The following is a 22382-nucleotide window of genomic DNA, read 5'->3' on the forward strand; positions in this document are numbered from 1 at the left end:
TTTATATATAGATATTTAACTACGTCCAACTTTATTACATAAAATTTTAATTTTAATATAATTTGTTGTCTCCTTAACTACCGGATTGACTGTCCATGGAAGGATTCATATATAGTAACCAGTCCTTTAGCATTTCACACATATAATCAAGAAATCCTTTGCGTAGAACCTCATGCTTTGTTTTTAGCTCTGACTGTGCAATAAGTTTTCCATTCAAGGAGAAACTAATATTTCCAATGTTCACACCTTCGCTAATAGGTGCTTCTATAGAATCAGGAATTTCTTCCACACGTTTTAAATTATTGAATTCCTCATCCGTTAATGGGTACTTTATTTCATCACTCGAAGTTATTGCCACAAACTTTTCTTTTCCTTTTATCACCGGTACTCTTTTAAACTCATCATCCACCCTTTTCAATGTACGTAGCTTGTAATTTTTAAAAGAATAATCCAGTATTTTTCTGCTGCTCTCTGCCCTGATAGTTCTTGTCGGACATCCAAGGACAACAGATATCAACCTCCATCCATCCCTTGTTGCAGAACATACAAGGCACCTTCCTGCCTGGCCGGTATACCCTGTCTTAACACCATCAGCACCAGGATAAAAACCCAGCATTTCATTTGTATTATATAAACTTCTGCCGGTAATACTTTTGGAAATAGTCTTGCATATGCTGGCGAATTCAGGTTTTGAAAGTGCATACTTTGCCATTTGAGCAAGCTCAAGAGCAGTAGAATAATGGCCCTCACGGTCCAAGCCATGAGGCGTTTTAAAGGACGTATTTACAAGATTTAGTTCCTTGGCTTTTTTATTCATCATATCTACAAATGTTTCCACATCTCCTCCAATGTGCTCAGCTATAGCTATAGCCGCATCGTTACCCGAGTTGAGCATCAGACCGTATAATAACTCCTTCAATTTCAGCTTTTCTCCCTCTTTCAGGTTGATACTTGATCCTTTAATGCTTGCGGCCCTTTTGCTTATTGTGACTATATCATCAAGATTACCGTTTTCTAGAGTTACTATGGCTGTCATTATTTTTGTAGTACTGGCAATATACTTTCTTTGTTCAGCATTTTTTGAATATAAAATCCGTCCGCTGTTTGAGTCCATAACAATAGCAGCATGTGCATTAACTACAGGAATAGACGCAAGAACATCCTTCTGCTTGGAGACAAAGGCTTTTATGACAAGCTGCCCTTCATTCAAATCATCTGAAAACGAATAAGTGCATATATTTACAATCATTATAAAGATAATGATTATACTAGTTTTACATTTTATACCTATCACTTAACCCACCTCAAATTAATATTTATATGAAAATATATGAATTGAATTTGTCTAATATAATAAATTTGATTAATTAATATCACAATATACTATATAAAGATCAACTTTTATATAGAGCTAATCCTTATGCAATTATATTACAATATTTGTAAAGGAATTGTTTTTAATCTCGACCAAAACTTACTACTTATAATCTTATAGTTTTAAGACACAATAAGACTATAAAGGGAGGTGATATTAAAATGGCAAACAACAATAACAACAGCAAAACTCAGTTTGATAACATGAAGTATGAAATAGCTAAAGAAATTGGTGTAAACTTAAAACAGGGATATAACGGTGACTTAACTGCAAGAGAAGCAGGTAAAGTTGGCGGTAATATAGTTAAGAAAGTTTTTCAGTCATACACTGGTAACAGCTATCCTACTGAAAAATTAAATGACACTTCCAGATAAGTATAGCATTCTGGCATAGTTTATAGTGCTTTTTATTTTAGTAATATGATCTTCTTATTCATAAATATTAAAAAGCACTTCAATGTAATAAAATATTGCTAGATTTCACTCTGTGAATCAGCACTAAAAGGACTTCAAATATGATTTTGAAGTCCTTTTAGTATTAAGAAACATCATAACTTTCCAAACATAAATAAGAAACAGGCAGATAATAAAGCTTCTCCGACTGTCTCTTTTAACATACCTTCTATTTTAATTATTTCAATGCTATAAAATCCTAATTAAGCATTAATTCTTGAGGCTTCCTGCTGTGCCTTGCTTATTTCCTGTTGACTTGCATTCTCAATTTGATACCATCCCTTTTGAGTCATCAAGTCAAAAATCTGTTTCTGATGATTAAATGTACTTGTAAGAATACTTGCTGCATCATTCCTTAAAAACTGATTATTGCTTTCAAGTACTAAATTTGTCAATGAAGATGCTGCAAGCTTATGCTCATTCAATAAAATGGACATGACTTCCTGATCAGTAAAACTTTTCATTTCCAATCCTCCTTACTGTATTGTCGCTGTATTAATATGTTTGATTAGTGTCTGTAAATCACTTTGATGATCTTTTGCCATCTGCTGGCATAAACTTTTGATTTGTGCATCGGTACATATTTCTGCACAACTTTCCATAACCTTGATGCTATTTTGTGTCATTTTGATGTTATCCTGAACCAGCATAAGCTCTTTTGAAGTAAGTGACATAAGCTACCTCCTTAGTTAATATTAGTTTTATCATATCAATAAATATCATTTGCATTTTTTTCTGATATATTCATTTATATTTAAAGTGATTAAACTTTTAACATAAATAAAATAATTTATTTAAGAGCCATTTAAAGATACCGAACTGTAAAGTTATATAATATTTTGCCTGGAGTAGCCCTTTTTCGGCGATTCTGCACACTACATATAACTAGTTTTACAATTTGGTATCTGCAAATACATAACCAAAGGAATAAAGGTAAAAATAAAATATAGACAAATGTAAAAATTAATTGATTTTTATGTATTTTATACAATTCTTCATTTAAAATAACTGAAAGGATGATATTGTGTTAGTAGTTTTTATAAGGACTCTCATACTCTTTTTAATAGTCGTTGTTGTCATGCGTGCTATGGGAAAACGACAAATCGGCCAACTCCAGCCTTTTGAACTGGCAGTTGCTATAATGATATCCGAATTAGCTGCTGTACCAATGCAAAATACAGGAATTCCTTTGATAAATGGAATAATTCCTATTATCACATTGCTGGTTGCACAGCTCTTACTGTCATTAATATCCTTAAAAAGTGTCAAAGCTCGCGGTATCATATGCGGTAAACCAAATATACTTATTGAAAATGGTAAAATCATTGAAGCAAACTTGCGAAAAGAAATGTATACATTGAACGATTTGCTTGAGCAGTTGCGTATTAAAGGCACAAGCAACATATCGGATATTGAGTATGCAATCCTTGAAACTAATGGGCAACTTAGCATAATTCCTAAATCCCAAAAAAGGCCTATCACACCTGAAGACATTAAAATTGACACCCAATATGAAGGAATCCCCTTAGATCTTGTAATTGATGGTGACGTCAATTATAAAAATTTAAAAAGAGCCAACCTTGATGAAAGCTGGCTTATTAATCAGCTAAATAGTTTGGGTATAAGAAATATAAAGGAAACTCTATTTGTCAGTTTGGATTCAGCTGGAAAATTATACTTGCAGAAAAAAAGTAAGGAAGGGGAGGGGCATTGATTTGCATAACACCAAGATATTTATTGGAATCATTCTTCTGGTATCTGGTATGTTAGTATTTAGTCTAGTTAGCTCATACTACTTGAATCGCTCAGCTCAAAAAATAGATTATCAAATAAGAAAAATTGAAGCAAATTCCAGATCCAACGATTGGATAAATGCAAATATAGAGCTTTCCAATCTTGAAAAGCAATGGAAAAAGTCTTCAAATACATGGGCAATGCTTATTGATCATGTAGAAATTGATAATATAGACGATTCACTAACTCGTATGAAAGAATATATCAAAGCCAAAAATAGTGTTTTATCTTTAGGAGAGCTAGCCAGTTTAAAACAATATGTCAACCATATTCCACAAAAAGAGTCTTTTAGCCTTATTAATATTTTTTAGCACAAATTATATGTTTTGCAATAATTATTTTGCATTTTAAATTATTGCAAAACATTTCGTTTTCATGACTATAATTAATCATTCCTTTATTCATCAATCATCAATTAATGAAATACGCCATTTGTCAGGTAAATAATAAATAAAATATATAACACACCGCAAAATATAAAAGGTAATGGGGTTAATTCCTTCTTTACCTTCATCCATAACAGCAAAATGACAGATGATACTAATGATAATACACAACTTACCATAGCAGTATTATTAAGCTTCCATGTAGTAAAAACTATTCCAACCGCCACAGGTATACAACTTTGAAATACCATTGCACCACTAATATTTCCTAGTGCAAGTGAATCTTTTCCTTTCCTTATCCATATTATACTGTTAAACTTCTCAGGTAATTCAGTAGCAATTGGAGTAATAATTAAAGCAAGAATCATCGGTGAAATTTTCAACGCTTGGGAAATTCCTTCTATATTTGACACAAAGATGTACGACCCTGAAACTATTCCAGTAAGTGCAATTGATAACTGCAATAAAATTGCAGTCAAACTTACCTTTGATTGAGAAAACTTTAATATATATAGCTTTTCAAGCCTATCTACAGAAGTTTTATCGTGCTTTACAGTTAGAAAAACATAGTATACATACATTAATATCAGCCCGATAGATATTATCACTTTTGCAGTGTAATTTTCTATAAATGACATTGTTATTGCAATAGAGTACATTAATGCAAAAAACTCCATATCCCTGCCAAATATTTTTTTATTTATCTTAATGCTAAGGCCGCTTTTTCGTTTTTTACAGAAAAGTATAACACTAAACCCAGTTATAAAAAATGCCAGCGTACTCAGCATAAAAGGTGCACCTAATATTGCACCTATACCAACATCTAAAGAGCTGTCTTCTCCGCTTTTTCCTGATTTTATAATTGCTATTATCGGAATTAGTGTTTCAGGCAGACATGTACCAACCGCTGAAAAAATGCTTCCTATAACTCCATCCCCAAAGTTTAGCTTTTTCCCAAACCATTCTATTGCATTTGTAAATAATTCACAACTTAACAGTATTATGATTAGCCCTAAAAACAATAATATAATATATATTTGCATATAACCTTTTCCTTTATATTGCATTTCACCACGGAATGATTAAAATATAACTTCTGCTAAAACTTGCCCCCTTAGTTGACTTAACTCGTCAACACTCACATAGAAATCGGAATAGATATTTTAATAATTCCTTAATGAGCATCTCATATTATAATAACTATTCTCAAAAAAGCACTAATATTCATATAATACATGTTTAATAAAATAACAAAGTAACAAAGTCATTTTGCATTGTTCGTTCCGAGGATTACATAATTCCCCACTCTAAAAAATAAGTTTCATTCTTCATTCCTTTGATGTTTGATGATATGAAATTTGAAGATTGAAGATGCTATGTGCTATGTGCCATGTTATGGCATGTGTATACAGACAATAAAAAAGGAGGTTGCAAACTGCTTGTGTAAGCAATATTACAACACTCCATATAATTAATCCTTATTAAAAGTGATTAATATATATTACATATACTTCTTATTATTCAATTAATTACTTCTTATTATTCAATTAATATTTCGCTTCCATCCTTCTCATCTCTAGTGTATTTATGATTTCTAGATGCTTCTTCAATATCTCCATATGCCCAGTATTTTGGCGATACATCTGGGAATGAACCCACTTTCACCTTAAGAGGTCCTCTATAAAGCATTCTATTAATCATTGTAACAACTTCTGCACGGGTTATATTGTTGTTTGGTTTAAATGACCCATCACTATAACCCTGAATTAGTTTAAACCTGTATATCTCTTCAATATAGTTTTTAGCCCAGTGCTTATTAATGTCAGTAAAATGTACCTTTGATGGTGCTATATTATTAAGATGCAGGTAATTAAATATTACTGTGGACAACTCTGCCCTAGTTATAGGTGCATTCGGATGGAAAGTAGAATCCTTATATCCCTTGAATATTCCACTCTTCGTTACCGCTTCAATATATTTCAATGCCCAATGCTTATTGGAAACATCCTTATAACTGCTTTTTGCACCATCCTTCACAGTAAGTCCCATAATACGAGCAAACATTGCAGCTACCTCAGCTCTTGTAACATTTTGCTTAGGCTTGAATGTTTTATCCTTATATCCTAATATGTACGAACTATGGCTACCTGGTGTAAATCTATTGGAGTATAGCATTACTCTAATTGTTGATTTATCATCATTTCCAGTAGTGATATTTTCAGGTATATCAACTGTTTGATCACTGCTAATTGTAACTGTATTATCTGTATACTCCTCTGATTTAGTCAATGAATCAACTTTAACTTTATACTCTTTTGTATATGATTCGCCTACAGCAAGATTACCTATCATCCATACAATTTCACTTCCCTTTACTGCACCCTTGGCTGCATCATAAACTTTAGTAAACTTAGGTATCTGTGCTGCTATTTTAACGTTTGTAGCATTGACTTTACCAATATTCTTGTATTCAATAGAGTAAGTTATTATACTTGATTCTTCATACCTGCTCTTGTCTGAACTTATAAACACTGCCAAGTCTGCATCCTTATTGTAGCCAGGTCTTACTATTGTTGGCTCTACAACAACAATTGGAGTTGCAGTAGGTGTCGCTGTAGCAACTGACGCTTTTGTTGGAGTTGCTGTTGCTGTAGTAGTTGCTGTTGGTATTGTACCTGTAATAGGTCCAGGTCCAGCTGGTTGATTACTTGTTGGCTCAGCAACAACTTTTGTTGGAGTTGGGCTTGCTACATTTGGCGTCACTGTAGGTGTTGGTGTTAACGACCTTACTGTTATACTTCCGTCTGTAAATTCTGCACCTATTTTGATAATCTTCTTTTCAATGAGTCCAGAAAATGCTCCTACTGAATCTTTTCTTATATAATATGTACCATCAGATGCAGTACTCTTTACTTTAAATTTTATTTTTGCAAATATTCCATCATTAACTATTTGCATTCTGCCTTGTGTTCCATCACTAAACAGGAAGTATATCTTTCCTTCGTCTTTATTATTGCTACTGAAGTTTCCTAATGGAACAGGTACTATTTCGCCTGCTTCTGCACTGTCTAACTCCAATGCACTTGCGTCATATTCCAGTATAAAGTTACAATTGTTAATTCCAATTGATGGTACATCCTTAAACTCTACTGGTACAACTACTTCTCCTGATGCTTCTGCATTCACCTTTCCTATTATTACATTCATACTGTATAAAGGCGTAGCTGTAGGAGTCCCTTTTACCGTTGAAGTAGCTGTTGGCGTAGCAGTTGGAGTTGTGCTTGCTGGTGTCGCAGTTGGTGTCACTGTTGCAGCTACAGTAGGTGTTACATTTGTTCCTGTTGCAGTTGCAGTAGGTGTTGATTTTGCAGACTCCACTGATATACTTCCGTCTGTAAATTCTGCACTTATTGGGACCAACTTATCAACCAATCCTGAGAATGCTCCTACTGAATCTTTTCTTATATTATATATACCAGCTGCTGCACTACTTTTTACTTTAAATGTTATATTTGCAAAGATTCCATCATTAGCTATCTGCATTCTGCCCTGTAATGCATCATTAAATAGGAAGTATACCTTTCCTTCGTCTGAATTATTACTGCCGAAGTTTATTAGTGCATCCGGAACTATTTCACCTGCATCTACCTTCTTTACTTCCAACACGTTTGCATCATATTCCAGTACAAAGTTGCAATTGTTAACTCCAATTGCTGGAATATTCTTAAACTCTACTGGTACTACTACTTCTTCTCCTGCAACTACATTAACCCTTCCTATCACTACATTCATCTTGTATACAGGTTTAATTGTAGGAGTTCCTTTAACTGTTGGTGTTGCAGTTGCAGTCGGTGTTGCAGTTGCAGTCGGCGTTACTGTTGGTATCATAACACTTGGTGTCGCAGTTTCCGTTGGTGTTGCAGCACCTGGTGTTGCAGTTGCCGTTGGTGTTGCAGTACCTGGTGTTGCAGTACCTGGTGTTGCAGTTGCTGTTGGTGTTACTGTTGGTATTGTAACACTTGGTGTCGCAGTTGCTGTAGGTGTCACTGTTGGTGCTGTAGTTGCAACTGTTATACTTCCGTTTGTAAATTCTGCTCCTATTGAGGTCATCTTACTATCTTTAAGTCCTGAGAACGATCCAATCAAATCTTTCCTTATGTCATAAACACCTATAGCTGTAGTACTCTTAACTTTAAATGTTATCTTTGCAAATACCCCGCCATTTTCTATTTGCATACTGCCTTGCGATGCATCATTGAATAAGAAACTTATCTTTCCTTCTTCCGACTTGTTATTGCTAAAATTAGCCAACGGAGTTTTAATTATATCACCAGCTTCTACGTTCTTTAACTCCAGTGCAGTTGCATCATATACAAGTTTAAAGTCGCAGTTGTTAATCCCAAATGATGGCACGTTCTTAAACTCTATCGGTACTACTACTTCTCCTCCTACTTCTGCATTCATCTTTCCTATCACTACATTCATCCAGTACATAGGAGTAGCTGTAGGTGTTCCTTTTATTGTTGGTGTTGCAATTGGTTTTGCAGTTGCTGTAGGTGTTATTGTTGTAACTATAGCACTTGGTGTTGCAGTTGCTGTTGGTGTTACTGTTGGTATAGTATCACTTGGTGTCGCAGTTACTGTTGGCGTTACTGTTGGTATTGTAACACTTGGTGTCGCAGTTGCCGTCGGCGTTACCGTTGGTGTTGCAGCACTTGGTGTTGCAGTTGCTGTTGGTGTTACCGTTGGTATTGTAACACTTGGTGTCGCAGTTGCTGTTGGTGTTACCGTTGGTATTGTAACACTTGGTGTCGCAGTTGCTGTTGGTGTTACTGTTGGTGTTGCAGCACTTGGTGTTGCATTTACTGTAGGTGTCACTGTTGGTGCTGTAGCTGCAACTGTTATACTTCCGTTTGTAAATTCCGCTCCTATTGAGGTCATTTTATTATCTTTAAGTCCTGAGAACGATCCGACCAAATCTTTCCTTAGGTCATAAACACCTGTGGCTGTAGTACTCTTAACTTTAAATGTTATCTTCGCGAATACCCCGCCATTTTCTATTTGCATACTGCCTTGCGATGCATCATTGAATAGGAAACTTATCTTTCCTTCCTCCGACTTGTTATTGCTAAAATTAGCCAACGGAGTTTTAATTATATCACCAGCTTCTACGTTCTTTAACTCCAGTGCAGTTGCATCATATACAAGTTTAAAGTCGCAGTTGTTAATCCCAAATGATGGCACGTTATTAAACTCTATCGGTACTACTACTTCTCCTCCTACTTCTGCATTCATCTTTCCTATCACTACATTCATCCAGTACATAGGAGTAGCTGTAGGTGTTCCTTTTATTGTTGGTGTTGCAATTGGTTTTGTAGTTGCTGTAGGTGTTATTGTTGTAACTATAGCACTTGGTGTTGCAGTTGCTGTTGGTGTTACAGTCCCAACTACAATACTTCCGTCTGTAAATTTTGGACCTATTGAGGTCATCTTATTATCAATCAGACCTGAAAAAGATCCCACTGAATCTTTTCTTATATTATATATGCCTGAAGCCGCAGTACTCTTTACTTTAAATGTTATCTTTGCAAATACCCCGCCATTTTCTATTTGCATACTGCCTTGCGATGCATCATTAAACAGGAATTGTATTTTCCCTTCTGACTTATTACTGCTTAAGTTTGCTAATGGCTCAGGTACTATATCACCAGCTTCTACCTTCTTTAACTCCAATGCATTTGAATCATACACCAGTTTAAAGTCACAATTATTAATCCCAAATGGAGGTACATTCTTAAATTCTATAGGTACTACTACTTCTTCTCCTATCGCTGCATTCATATTTCCTATCAGTACATTCATCCAGTATATAGGAGTAACTGTAGGTGTTCCTTTTATTGTTGGCGTAGCAGTCGGTGTAGCAGTTGGTGTAATCGTAGAAGAATCTGCAGGTGTACTAGTAGGTTTAACAGTAACATTCCCAATATTTATAATACCATTCTCGAATATTGGATTAATTGATGTCAATTTGCCATTTAAATTACCAGAGAACTTTCCATAGCCTTCAGCATTAATTTGATAAGTACCTGAAGCTGCATTACTATTTATCTTGAATTTCAGTTTGGCAAAAACTCCATTGTTTTTTATTGGTGAACTACTTTGAGTTGCATCATTAAAAAGCAAATTAATTATTCCGCTATTCTCCATACATGCCAAATTTACTATTGAATCCTTGACAATACTTCCAGCTTCATATGTTACGTATTCAAAGATACTTTTATCATATTTAACCGAAAAATCGCAATTGTTAATTCCAAAATCCGGTACATTTTTAAATTCAATTGGTACCTCTATAACTCCACCTGCTTCTCCACTAATCTCTCCAATATTTACATTGAGATTATACAACGGGTTTGGTTTTGGAGTAGAATTATTTGTTGGAGTAGAATTATTTGTTGGAGTAACTGAGATTGTATTAGTTGGTGTTTGTACCTCAGTATTGCTAGGCACAGGTGTTTGAGCAGAATTAAAAATTTCAATGCTGCCATTATTAAATTGAGGTTCAATTGAAGTCATTTTTGCTGATGATATTCCAGAAAAAGCACCAATAGTATCAAGTTCTAACCCGTAAACACCAATATTAGCATCGTTAACTGCTTGAAATTCTAAATTCACAAAAATACCATTATCCTTTATTGGCATTCCACCTTGAGATGCATCACTAAATAATAGCTTAATAATACCTTCATCTGGTTTATTTATGCTCAAATTAGCTAGCGGTGCCGGAACTATTGTACCAGCTTCATTTGATACATATTTTAAAACATTAGAATTATATTTTAGTGTAAAATTACAGTTATTTATCCCAATTGATGGAATATCCTTAATCTCAACAGGCACTTTAATTTTATCTCCAGCTTTAACTTTAACTTTACCAATTTCTATATTAACAATTGGCTTATTAGTTACAGTAATGCTTCCATCTTTAAATATTGATTCAATAGGTATTAACTTACTATTGCTTAAAGCGGAAATTGAACCAATTGCTTTGATGCCTACTGAATATTTCCCAAATGCGGCACTCTGCTTAATTTTAAATTTAACATTAGCAAAAGTACCATCTTCTTTTATTGACATTGCACCTTGAGCTTGATCATTATATAAAAATTTTACTAGCCCATCAGATGGCATATTGTAGCTATAGTTAGCCATTGGCAATGTTACAATATCACCTGCATCAGCAGAGATAAATTCCATAATATTTTTGTCATAAGCTAAAGTGAAATTACAGTTATTAACACCCATTACAGGAACTTCATTGAAAGTTATAGGTACTATAACTGTATCTCCCTGATTAGCTTTTACATCACCAATTTGAATTTTCATTTTATTTCCTGGTGAACTTTTCGTTGGTGTAGGTGGCACACTAGTTGGTGTAGGATGCACACTTGTTGTTGGAGAAACACTGCTTTCTATATCTTTTACATTTACACTTCCACTTAAAAACTGAGTGGCTATTGATTTTAAATTATTATTTTGTTTACTCGAAAATGAACCTAATTCAGATAGATCTATTCTATATGTATCCCTTATAGCATTGCCTTTTATTTTAAATTTAATATTTGCAAAGACTCCATCATTTTTAATTGATCTGGTCCCCTGTGAAGAATCACTAAAAAGGAACTTTATTTTCCCTTCCATTGATCTATAACTCGAATAGTCAGCAATTGCTAAAGGTATTATATTTCCAGCTTCTGTTGTTAAAAACTCTAGTGCATTTGAATCATAAGATAAGGTAAAATTACAATTATTTATTCCATTATCAGGCACGTTTTCAAATGTAATAGGTACATTTACTTCCGTTCCTGCAATACCCTCTACATTCCCAACTTTAACATCTAATTTACTTGTGCTAACATCTGAAACATCTATAGAACCTGAAAAAAAAGTTGGACTTAATGATTGCATTTCTTTCCCTGACATTCCAGAAAAAGATCCATATGATGATACTTTAATATTGCTTATACCTTTTTGGGCATTATCCTTAATTTTAAAACTTATGACAGCAAATAAACCATTTTCGTTTATTGGCATATTTCCTTGGGTAGCATCACTAAATAAAAACTTAATGATGTCTTTTGAATTATTACTACTAAAACTAGCTACTGGAAGTGGTACGATATCCCCGGCCTCAACTGAATTAAAGTCTAATATATCAGAATCAAACTTTATTGTGAAATCACAGTTATTAATCCCTATCTCAGGTACATTCTGTAAATTAATTGGTACTTTAACTGTACTCCCCGGAATTCCTTGAGCGGAGCCTATTATGATATTAACTTGAGGCGTTGCAGCAAATTGAATTGAAAACGATGATATAATATAGCAAACTGCTAATATTACAGATAAAATTTTGCGTTTTAATCTTGGGCTCTGCAATGATATTCTCCCCCTTCATAAAATTATTGAATTCAAGTATTCCCGAAACAAAGTTTCGGGAATACTCGAATTAGACTACTTATTTATTAATTTTATTTATTATTATTTTTGTTCTGCTGGGAACTCGGAAATCATTCCTATTAACCATTGTCTCATGTACGCATAGTCATCTGAATCTACATTTCCGTCTCCATCAACATCAGCATTAGCTAATCCGATATCTCCTCCAGGGAAATCAGCAATCATACCGATCAACCATTGTCTCATATATGCATAGTCGTCTGAATCAACATTTCCATCATTATCAACGTCACCATATAATACTGTAGCTGTGCCTTTTGGATAGATGAGTCCAGGTTGTACTACTTTGTATGCACTTGAGCTGTACATATTGCCATCCCAGTCGAACAACATTGTTCCATCAACTGCATTATTCATGCTGCTTCCGTTTTCAAATGTTGCCAACTTAATTCCTTCTGCAGGTATTTCTTTAATTACTTTAAATGTTACCTTTGCAACAGCTCCAGTACTTTCAGGTTTGCCTGATGCTCTGTATGCTGAAAGGTTCATATACAATCTACCGAAGTTCAATACACCTTGTGAAAGGTTATGCTTAGACATGTCTGTTGCGTTAAATCTTCCCTGCAACAATGTTCCATAATCAGGCATTGTTGAATCAGTGTATGCTTCGTCAGCAATTGTATCCCAAGGCTGTAAGTATGTTGTATTGTACTTGATGTTAAACTGGTAGCCTGAGAAATTAGTTATCTTGTCAACATTTATTGTAAGTGTTACTTTATCACCAACTGCAACCTTATCATTATCAATAGCTGTCAATACAGATCCATCTACAGGTGTAGTAGGTGTTGGTGTAGCTGTAGCAGTAGTTGGTGTTGCTGTAGCAGTAGTTGGTGTTGCAGTGGCAGTAGTTGGTGTTGGTGTTACAACAACTGGAGCATTAACTGCTGGTGCCTGTGTTACTTTGTAGTTTGCCAACTGTGTTCCATCCCAATCAAATACCATTGTTCCGTCAACTGGATTTGTGAGGCTTGGTACATTTGTCAATTCTATCTTAGTTTCAGTAGCCTTCAATACCTTAAAGGATATTACTGCTATTGATCCTTCTTTTTCTGCTACTCCTGATGCCTTGTATCCTGCCATATTCATGTAAGTTCTTCCAAATGTAAGTATTCCATTTTCAAGATTATTTGCTCCCATGTCTGTTGGGCTGTATCTCTTCTGGAGTAACTTACCGTATTCAGGTACTGATGAATTATCATATGCTGTTCCATCTGAGTATACTGGTTTCAATACTGCTGGATCAAACTTAATATTAGCCTGATATCCTGCAACTGAATCAAAGTCTTTAACGTTGATTGTTGCTGTAATTATGTCGCCTACTGCTGCTGTTGTCTTATCTAATGTTACAAACACTTCACCTTTTGTATTTACCTTAGTTGGTGTTGGTGTTGCTGTTGCAGTAGTTGGTGTTGCCGAAACAGTAGTTGGTGTTGGTGTTACAACAACTGGACCATTAACTGCTGGTGCCTGTGTTACTTTGTAGTCTGCCAACTGTACTCCATCCCAGTCAAATACCATTGTTCCGTCAACTGGACTTGTGAGGCTTGGTACATTTTTCAATAATACTTTAGTTTCAGTAGCCTTCAATACCTTGAAGGAAATTACTGCTATTGATCCTTCTTTTTCTGCTACTCCTGATGCCTTATATCCGGACAAATTCATGTAAGTTCTTCCGAATGTAAGTATTCCATTTGCAGTATCATTTGCACCCATGTCTGTTGGGCTGTATCTCTTCTGGAGTAACTTACCGTATTCAGGTACTGATGAATTATCATATGCTGTTCCATCTGAGTATACTGGCTGCAATACTGCTGGATCATACTTAATGCTTGCCTGATATCCTGCAACTGAATCAAAGTCTTTAACGCTTATTGTTGCTGTAATTATGTCGCCTACTGCTGCTGTTGTCTTATCAAATGTTACAAACACTTCACCTTTTGTTATTCCCTGAGTTGGTGTAGCTGTAACTTCTGTAGGTGTTGGTGTTGGATCTGTAACAACTGGACCATTAACTACTGGTGCCTGTGTTACTTTGTAGTTTGCCAACTGTACTCCATCCCAGTCAAATACCATTGTTCCGTCAACTGGACTTGTGAGGCTTGGTACATTTTTCAATAATACTTTAGTTTCAGTAGCCTTCAATACCTTGAAGGAAATTACTGCTATTGATCCTTCTTTTTCTGCTACTCCTGATGCCTTATATCCGGACAAATTCATGTAAGTTCTTCCGAATGTAAGTATTCCATTTGCAGTATCATTTGCACCCATGTCTGTTGGACTATATCTCTTCTGGAGTAACTTACCGTATTCAGGTACTGATGAATTATCATATGCTGTTCCATCTGAGTATACTGGCTGCAATACTGCTGGATCATATTTAACACTTGCCTGATATCCTGCAACAGAGTCAAAATCTTTAACGTTGATTGTTGCTGTAATTATGTCGCCCACTGCTGCTTTTGTCTTGTCTAATGTTACAAATACTTCACCTTTTGTTATTCCCTGAGTTGGTGTAGGTGATGTTGTTGAACCACCTGCCTGTGTTACTTTATAATTGTCCAACTGAACTCCATCCCAGTCGAACATCATTGTTCCTGTTATTGCATTTGTAAGGCTTGGTGAATCAGCTAACAAGATGCTTACTGGACCACTCTTAAGTACCTTGAATGAGATCTTAGCAATTGATCCTGTATTTTCTTTTACTCCTGCTGTTTTATAACTTGCCAAGTTCATATATGTTCTTCCAAATGTGAGTGTTCCCTTTGTAAGATCATTTGATGCCATATCTGTTGGGCTGTATCTCTTCTGGAGTAAATCACCACTTTCAGGTACTGATGAACTGTCATATGCTGTTCCATCTGAGTATACAGGTTGTAATGCTGAAGGATCATACTTAATGTTTGCTTGATATCCTGATATTACATCAAATTCCTTAACATTAATTGTTGCTGTAACAATATCTCCAGCTGCTGCTGTTGACTTGTCTAATGTTACGAATACTTCACCTTTTGTTACTCCTGATCCAAGTTTAATTGTTGATGCTTGTTTAACTGTATATCCGCCTAACTGAGCTCCTGTCCAGTCAAATAGCATTGTTCCATCAACCGCATTTGTCAAGCTAGCTGCATTCTCTAACTTAATTGATGTTGAACCAGTTGATTTGAGAACCTTGAATCTAATTACTGCTATAGATCCTGTTGTTTCTGCTGATCCTGATGCCTTGTATGAATCCAAAGCCATGTATGTTCTACCAAAAGTAAGTGTTCCCTTAGCAACATCATTTGCCGCCATATCTGTTGGGCTGTATCTCTTCTGGAGTAAATCACCATACTCAGGTACTGCAGCATCATCATATGCTGTTCCATCTGAGTATACAGGTGTCAACGCTGCTGGATCGTATTTAATATTAGCCTGATATCCTGCAAAACCAGGGATTTTATTAATTTTCAGTGTAGCTGTAATAATATCTCCAACTCCTGCAGTTGTTTTATCAAGACTTAATTCTACTGTACCATCTATTGGTGTAGATGTATTTTTGGTCGGTGTTGGAGTATTTTTTGGTTTTGTTGGTGTACTTGTTGGTCTATCTGTTGGTGTATTTTCTGGACCAGTTGGTGGTGGCGTACCATATACCAAAGCTCCATTGTAATAAACTGCAACAAGTTTGTTTTCTCCAAACTGACTCATTGAACCTGGATATGAATAGTCATTTGATTGATCAACATTAGTCCAGTCAGCTTTTGCAACTCTACCCTGAATTGTTACTTCAGATTGACTTGGCCACTGTGCACCAGCTGCTCCAAGTGTTCCGGATGCCAATTTAATTTCTATATACTTATTAGCCTTTGCATGTACTGGTGATAAATTGTTGAATGTAGCACTTGCTGAACCAATACTTACATAGTCTGAGTAATAAGTTAATGCTTTATCATCATCACTTGTGTAGAAGTATCTAATTGTAATTTTTGAAAGATCATATGTTGATGATCCTGTATTTTGTAACTTCATGTTCATGTAAATCTGATTTGAGCTTGCTGCTGCACCATTGTTGCTGAACAACAACTTCAAGTCGCTGTTAACTTGTACAGGTGTTGGTGTATTTGCTGGTTTTGTTGGTGTTGCTGGTTTTGTTATTGTTGGTGTATTTCCTGGTTTTGTTGGAGTAACAGTTCCGTTTATTGAAGAAGCCTGTGCTACTTTATATCCTTTTAACTGTGCTCCTGTCCAGTCAAATAACATTGTTCCATCAACTGCATTTGTCAAGCTTGCAGCATTTTGTAACAATATAGCTGTTGCAGTAGACCTTAATACTTTGAATCTAATAACAGCTATTGAACCAGTTGTTTCTGCTGATCCTGATGCTTTGTATGAATCCAACGCCATGTATGTTCTACCAAAGGTAAGTGTTCCCTTTGAAAGATCATTTGATGCCATGTCTGTTGGGCTGTATCTCTTCTGTAACAATGTTCCATATTCAGGTACTGCTGCACTATCATATGCTGTTCCATCATCGTAAACTGGCTGCAATACTGCTGGATCATATTTAACATTTGCCTGATATCCTGCAAATCCAGCTACATCCTTAACATTGATTGTATATGTTATGATATCGCCTACTGATGCAGTTGTCTTATCCACAGTTGCTACTACTCCTGAACCAGGTATCTGTGATGGTGGTACTGACACTGTTGGTACTGGAGTTTCTACAACAACTCCGTTTATTGAAGGAGCCTGTGCTACTTTATATCCTGCTAATTGTGCTCCGCTCCAATCGAATAACATTGTTCCATCAACTGCATTTGTTAAACTTGCAGCATTCTGTAACTTAATAGTTGTAGCTGTATTTTTCAATACTTTGAATCTAATAACAGCTATTGAACCAGTTGTTTCTGCTGATCCTGATGCCTTGTATGAATCCAAATTCATGTATGTTCTACCAAAGGTAAGTGTTCCCTTTGAAAGATCATTTGATGCCATGTCTGTTGGGCTGTATCTCTTCTGCAACAATGTTCCGTATTCAGGTACTGCTGCACTATCGTATGCTGATCCATCATCATAAACTGGCTGCAATACTGATGGGTCATATTTAACATTTGCCTGATATCCTGCAAATCCAGCTACATCCTTAACATTGATTGTATATGTTATGATATCGCCTACTGATGCAGTTGTCTTATCTACAGTTGCTGTTACACCTGAACCAATTGTCTGTGATGGTGGTACTGACACTGTTGGTACTGGAGTTTCTACAACAACTCCGTTTATTGAAGGAGCCTGTGCTACTTTATATCCTGCTAATTGTGCTCCGCTCCAATCGAATAACATTGTTCCATCAACTGCATTTGTCAAGCTTGCAGCATTCTGTAACTTAATAGTTGTAGCTGTATTTTTCAATACTTTGAATCTAATAACAGCTATTGTACCACTTGTTTCTGCTGATCCTGATGCCTTGTATGAATCCAAGTTCATGTATGTTCTACCAAAAGTAAGTGTTCCCTTTGAAAGATCATTTGATGCCATGTCTGTTGGACTGTATCTCTTCTGTAATAACTTACCATAATCAGGTACTGCTGCATTGTCATATTCTGTTCCATCTTCATAAACTGGCTTCAATACTGATGGATCATATTTAACATTTGCCTGATATCCTGCAAATCCAGCTATATCCTTAACACTGATTGTATATGTTATGATATCGCCTACTGATGCAGTTGTCTTATCTACAGTTGCTTCTACACCTGAACCTGTTAATGGTGTTGTGGAAGGTACTGTTGAAACTGTAGGTAATGGTGTTGTTGTTACAACAACTCCATTTATTGAAGGAGCTTGTTGAACTCTATATCCTGCTAATTGAGCTCCTGTCCAATCAAATAACATTGTTCCGTCAACTGCATTTGTTAAACTTGCTGCATTCTGCAAAGTTATAGTTGTTGCTTCAACTTTTAATACTTTGAATCTGATTACAGCTATTGAACCTTCTTTTTCTGCTGCTCCAGAATTCTTGTATGAATCCAAATTCATGTATGTTCTACCAAAGGTAAGTGTTCCTTTAGTAATATCATTTGATGCCATATCTGTTGGACTGTATCTCTTCTGCAACAACTTACCATATTCAGGAGCTGATGCATTATCATATGCAGTTCCATCTTCGTAAACTGGTTGCAATACTGCAGGATTATACTTAAGATTTGCTTGGTATCCTGCAAATCCGTTTATATTTTTTACATTAATAGTAGCTGTTATTATGTCACCAACTTTAGCATCAGTCTTATCTACCTCTACAGTTACACCTGAATCTATAGGTTGAACTGGTGAAGTTGGACCTGCTGTAGGTTTTACTGTTGTTGGTGCTGTTGTTGGTGCTACTGATGGTTTAGTACCATCATCATTTAAAACAGGTGCTTGTTCAACTGAGTAATTCGAAAGCTGTGCACCTGTCCAATCAAACACCATAGTACCGTCAACTGCATTTGTTAAACTTGCTGCATTCTGGAGCTTTATTTGAGTTGATGCTTTTTTCAATACTTTAAACTTGATTATAGCCAAAGTACCAGTTGATTCTGATGAACCAGAATTCATGTATCCTGACAAGTTCATATATGTTCTTCCAAATGTAAGTGATCCATTTGCAAGATCATTTGCACCCATGTCTGTTGGGCTGTATCTCTTCTGTAATAACGTTCCATATTCAGGTACTGATGAACCGTCATATGGTTCTGTTGCTGAGTAAACTGGTTGCAATACTGCAGGATCATACTTAACATTAGCTTGATATCCTGCAAAGTTCTGAATACCATTTGCACTGATTGTTGCTGTTATAATGTCGCCAACTGATGCTGTCGTTTTGTCAAGAGTAACTGAGATGGAAGGTGCTGCTGCAGCTAACGACACATTTGTGAAAACACTTCCAAGCAACAACAAAGTCGTTAGCAAAACTGCCAAAAGTCTTTTTGTTCTCATCGATTATAAACCCCCTTATTTATTATATAACTTTTCTATTCTTTTACTTTTTTATAACCTCCTTAATCAAAATTTGATAAATTCAGTGCTTCTAAACTGCTATCCTTAAAATTATAATTATAATTAACAGCCCGACACTTACCTTCTCCACTAGACAATAGTTTCATCAAATTGTCAGACTAATTATTATACGCTTCCTATAATCGCCAATACAACTTCTTAATATAATCTAAAACTAACTACTTGATGTTTAATAAAAGCACTTAGGTATATTTACAAAATCACTTTACCTATACCTAACAAAACCATCCGCTATATCCCCCTCCTCTTTTTAAATTGTAATAAATGCCTCTAAAAGAATTAAACCTAAACATTATATAGAGTTCATTTAACTTCTTTAAAATGAACTTTATAACTGTCTGGATTATAAGTAAACAATTCAGTTTAATTCTTTTAAATAACAATTACCCCCTATTAAGTAATCAGAGAAACCAAGGCGACCATGAAGCAAATTTAGCGAATACTTAAAATGATTAACCTTGTCCTATAAATATACAAACACACAATCCATTTGTTTTCTGTCGTATTTTAATTATTTAAATTAAATCACTGTCACAAATATTTTGTATGTTTTTACCTAATAATAAGTGTTTCAAAGTGTCTCACTATTTTAACTGTCTACAGGTTTTGTACTGCTTGTCTTTTTAATCGTTAATTTTACTGCTAATTATATGTAAATTAAAGTCGTTTTTTATTTTAAATGTACTTATATATAATGTAATAAAAATGAATTCATAACATATCAGCTATTATAATTAGTTGGATTCTGGATTCAAGAATTTAGGAGTAGAATCAGGACTGGTAGCCATATCAGGCTATTAAAACGATAAAACAGATAAGTGCCGAACAAATCGTTCAATACTTTGTATATGTACACTTTATACTCCTCCATCAAATATAATCAAAACAATTATATTTATCTCTCTTTTTGTATACTTGAATACTAAGCTGATATATTATTTTTTCAAGGATCATATGCTAGCTGCAAATATAAATAAAAAATTTAAGCATATATAACACTATTCGATTATAGAATCTACCCTATAATAACCTTTGATTATAGTATATTAAATTTTAGCTTCCTTTTTAATTGATAATCATGGCATTTAGTGAATATTTTTGGCATAGGCACATAATAACCAATTTACCAATCTTATATATATGTCAAACGTTGTACTTATTCTTTTTAATGTTAAAAACGTTTTAGTAATACTTTAAACTCTTTTATAAATCAATATAATATTTACAAATATAATATACGAACAAAGACATAAATTAAGTGTTGCTTTATAATAAAAAATACAAAAAATTATTGATTATTAGCACTTTTATTATAAAAAGCAACACTTAATATTCATTTTTATGAGTAAAGAGATTAATCATTTACATTTGTTCATCACTAATCTTTGCAAACCATCCGTTAACCACCAGTAAATATAAAAGATTATTAATATTCAAACTTTTCCTTAAAGTATTCATCAAGCTCATCAATTTTAACTCTTATCTGCTGCATTGAGTCTCTTTCTCTTATAGTTACACTGCCATCATTCAATGAATCGAAATCAAAAGTTATACAGTAAGGTGTTCCAATCTCATCCTGCCTTCTGTACCTTTTTCCGATGCTTCCTGTTTCATCATATTCACATACGTAATTTTTTATCAGTTTCTCATAAACTTTATAAGCTTCTTCTCCCAATTTCTTGGATAAAGGTAATACGGCTGCTTTTACAGGTGCAATCGCAGGATGGAACCTAAGAACAGTTCTAACATCTCCTTCTTCTATTGTTTCTTCATCATAAGCATCACACAGAAAAGCCAATGCAACTCTGTCAGCACCTAATGAAGGTTCTATACAATATGGAACATACTTTTCATTTGTAGCAGGGTCAAAATATGATAAATCTTCTTTGGAATGTTCCATATGCTGCTTTAAGTCAAAATCTGTTCTATCAGCAATACCCCAAAGCTCGCCCCAGCCAAAAGGAAACTTAAACTCAATATCTGTTGTTGCATTACTATAGTGAGATAATTCTTCTTTTGAATGATCCCTCAGCTTAAGGCTTTCTTCTTTTATTCCATGCTTTATAAGCCAGTTATAGCAAAAATCCTTCCAGTAATTAAACCATTCAAGATCTGTTCCAGGTTGGCAGAAAAACTCAAGCTCCATCTGCTCGAATTCCCTCGTCCTAAATGTAAAATTACCTGGTGTTATCTCATTCCTGAATGATTTACCAATCTGACCGATACCAAAAGGCATCTTTTTCCTGGTGGTCCTTTGTATGTTCTTAAAATTGACAAATATACCTTGTGCTGTTTCAGGCCTTAAGTAGATTTCTGCTTTAGAATCTTCTGTAACACCTTGGAAAGTTTTAAACATTAAGTTGAACTTTCTTATATCTGTAAAGTTGTTTTTTCCACAGCTTGGGCATGTTACATTCTTTTCTTTCATATATTCAAGCAGTTGTTCATTTTTCCACCCGTCAATTCTCAAATTGATATTGTTTTGTTCATTCCAATCTTCTATAAGTTTATCTGCTCTATGTCTAGTTTTACATTCCTTACAATCAATTAATGGGTCACTAAACCCACCAACATGTCCTGATGCAACCCATACTTGTGGATTCATAAGCAATGCACAGTCAACCCCTACATTATAAGGACTTTCCTGTACAAATTTTTTCCACCATGCCTTTTTTACGTTGTTCTTCAGTTCAACCCCTAAAGGACCATAATCCCATGCATTTGCCAAACCTCCATAAATATCTGAGCCAGGATATACAAATCCTCTGTTTTTTGCTAACGCAACAATTTTTTCCATCGACTTATCAACCACTC

10 protein-coding genes are annotated in these 22382 nt (G+C 34.9%); 3 read left to right on the forward strand and 7 right to left on the reverse strand.

The genetic code is table 11. The features are described from left to right. Positions 1-73: 73 nt before the first annotated feature. On the reverse strand, positions 74-1294 hold the full coding sequence (locus Bccel_RS09765) for a D-alanyl-D-alanine carboxypeptidase family protein (RefSeq protein WP_242853239.1): 1221 nt from the start codon (positions 1292-1294) through the stop codon (positions 74-76). Positions 1295-1536: 242 nt separating this feature from the next. Between Bccel_RS09765 and Bccel_RS09770 the strand changes: the two genes are divergently transcribed. Then, positions 1537-1749 (forward strand): alpha/beta-type small acid-soluble spore protein, encoded by a 213-nt coding sequence (locus tag Bccel_RS09770; protein ID WP_036946950.1) that lies wholly within the window; start codon positions 1537-1539, stop codon positions 1747-1749. Between the two features lie 281 nt (positions 1750-2030). Here Bccel_RS09770 and Bccel_RS09775 read toward each other — a convergent pair whose 3' ends face one another. Further along, the gene (locus tag Bccel_RS09775; RefSeq protein WP_036946953.1) at positions 2031-2291 is read right to left on the reverse strand and encodes a spore coat protein; all 261 of its coding nucleotides are present in this window, start codon (positions 2289-2291) and stop codon (positions 2031-2033) included. A gap of 12 nt (positions 2292-2303) precedes the next feature. Further along, the gene (locus Bccel_RS09780; RefSeq protein WP_036946956.1) at positions 2304-2501 is read right to left on the reverse strand and encodes a ferritin family protein; all 198 of its coding nucleotides are present in this window, start codon (positions 2499-2501) and stop codon (positions 2304-2306) included. Positions 2502-2851: 350 nt separating this feature from the next. Here Bccel_RS09780 and Bccel_RS09785 point away from each other — a divergent pair, with 350 nt between their 5' ends. Both Bccel_RS09785 and Bccel_RS09790 read left to right on the forward strand, forming a co-directional pair. Next, positions 2852-3541, forward strand: coding sequence for a DUF421 domain-containing protein (locus Bccel_RS09785; protein WP_036946959.1), 690 nt, complete (start codon positions 2852-2854; stop codon positions 3539-3541). 1 nt (position 3542) lies between these two features. Then, positions 3543-3932, forward strand: coding sequence for a DUF4363 family protein (locus Bccel_RS09790; RefSeq protein ID WP_036946962.1), 390 nt, complete (start codon positions 3543-3545; stop codon positions 3930-3932). Between the two features lie 104 nt (positions 3933-4036). On the opposite strand, the gene Bccel_RS09795 is transcribed toward Bccel_RS09790, so the two are convergent. The 4 genes from Bccel_RS09795 to Bccel_RS09810 all read right to left on the reverse strand — a co-directional run bounded on the left by Bccel_RS09795 (position 4037) and on the right by Bccel_RS09810 (position 22365). Beyond that, entirely contained in the window at positions 4037-5050 is a 1014-nt protein-coding gene (locus tag Bccel_RS09795) for a sodium:calcium antiporter (protein WP_036947211.1), read from the reverse strand. Positions 5051-5546: 496 nt separating this feature from the next. Then, on the reverse strand, positions 5547-12446 hold the full coding sequence (locus Bccel_RS09800; protein ID WP_050753330.1) for a cohesin domain-containing protein: 6900 nt from the start codon (positions 12444-12446) through the stop codon (positions 5547-5549). A gap of 102 nt (positions 12447-12548) precedes the next feature. After that, a complete protein-coding gene (locus tag Bccel_RS09805) occupies positions 12549-19487 on the reverse strand; it encodes a cohesin domain-containing protein (RefSeq protein ID WP_050753331.1) in 6939 nt (2312 codons plus the stop codon). A 1507-nt stretch (positions 19488-20994) separates the two neighbouring features. Next, complete coding sequence (locus Bccel_RS09810; protein WP_242853247.1) at positions 20995-22365, reverse strand: glycine--tRNA ligase; 1371 nt, start codon at positions 22363-22365, stop codon at positions 20995-20997. Between the last annotated feature and the right edge of the window lie 17 nt (positions 22366-22382).

The organism is Pseudobacteroides cellulosolvens ATCC 35603 = DSM 2933 (assembly GCF_001262605.1).
GTDB classification, from domain to species: Bacteria; Bacillota; Clostridia; order Acetivibrionales; family DSM-2933; genus Pseudobacteroides; species Pseudobacteroides cellulosolvens.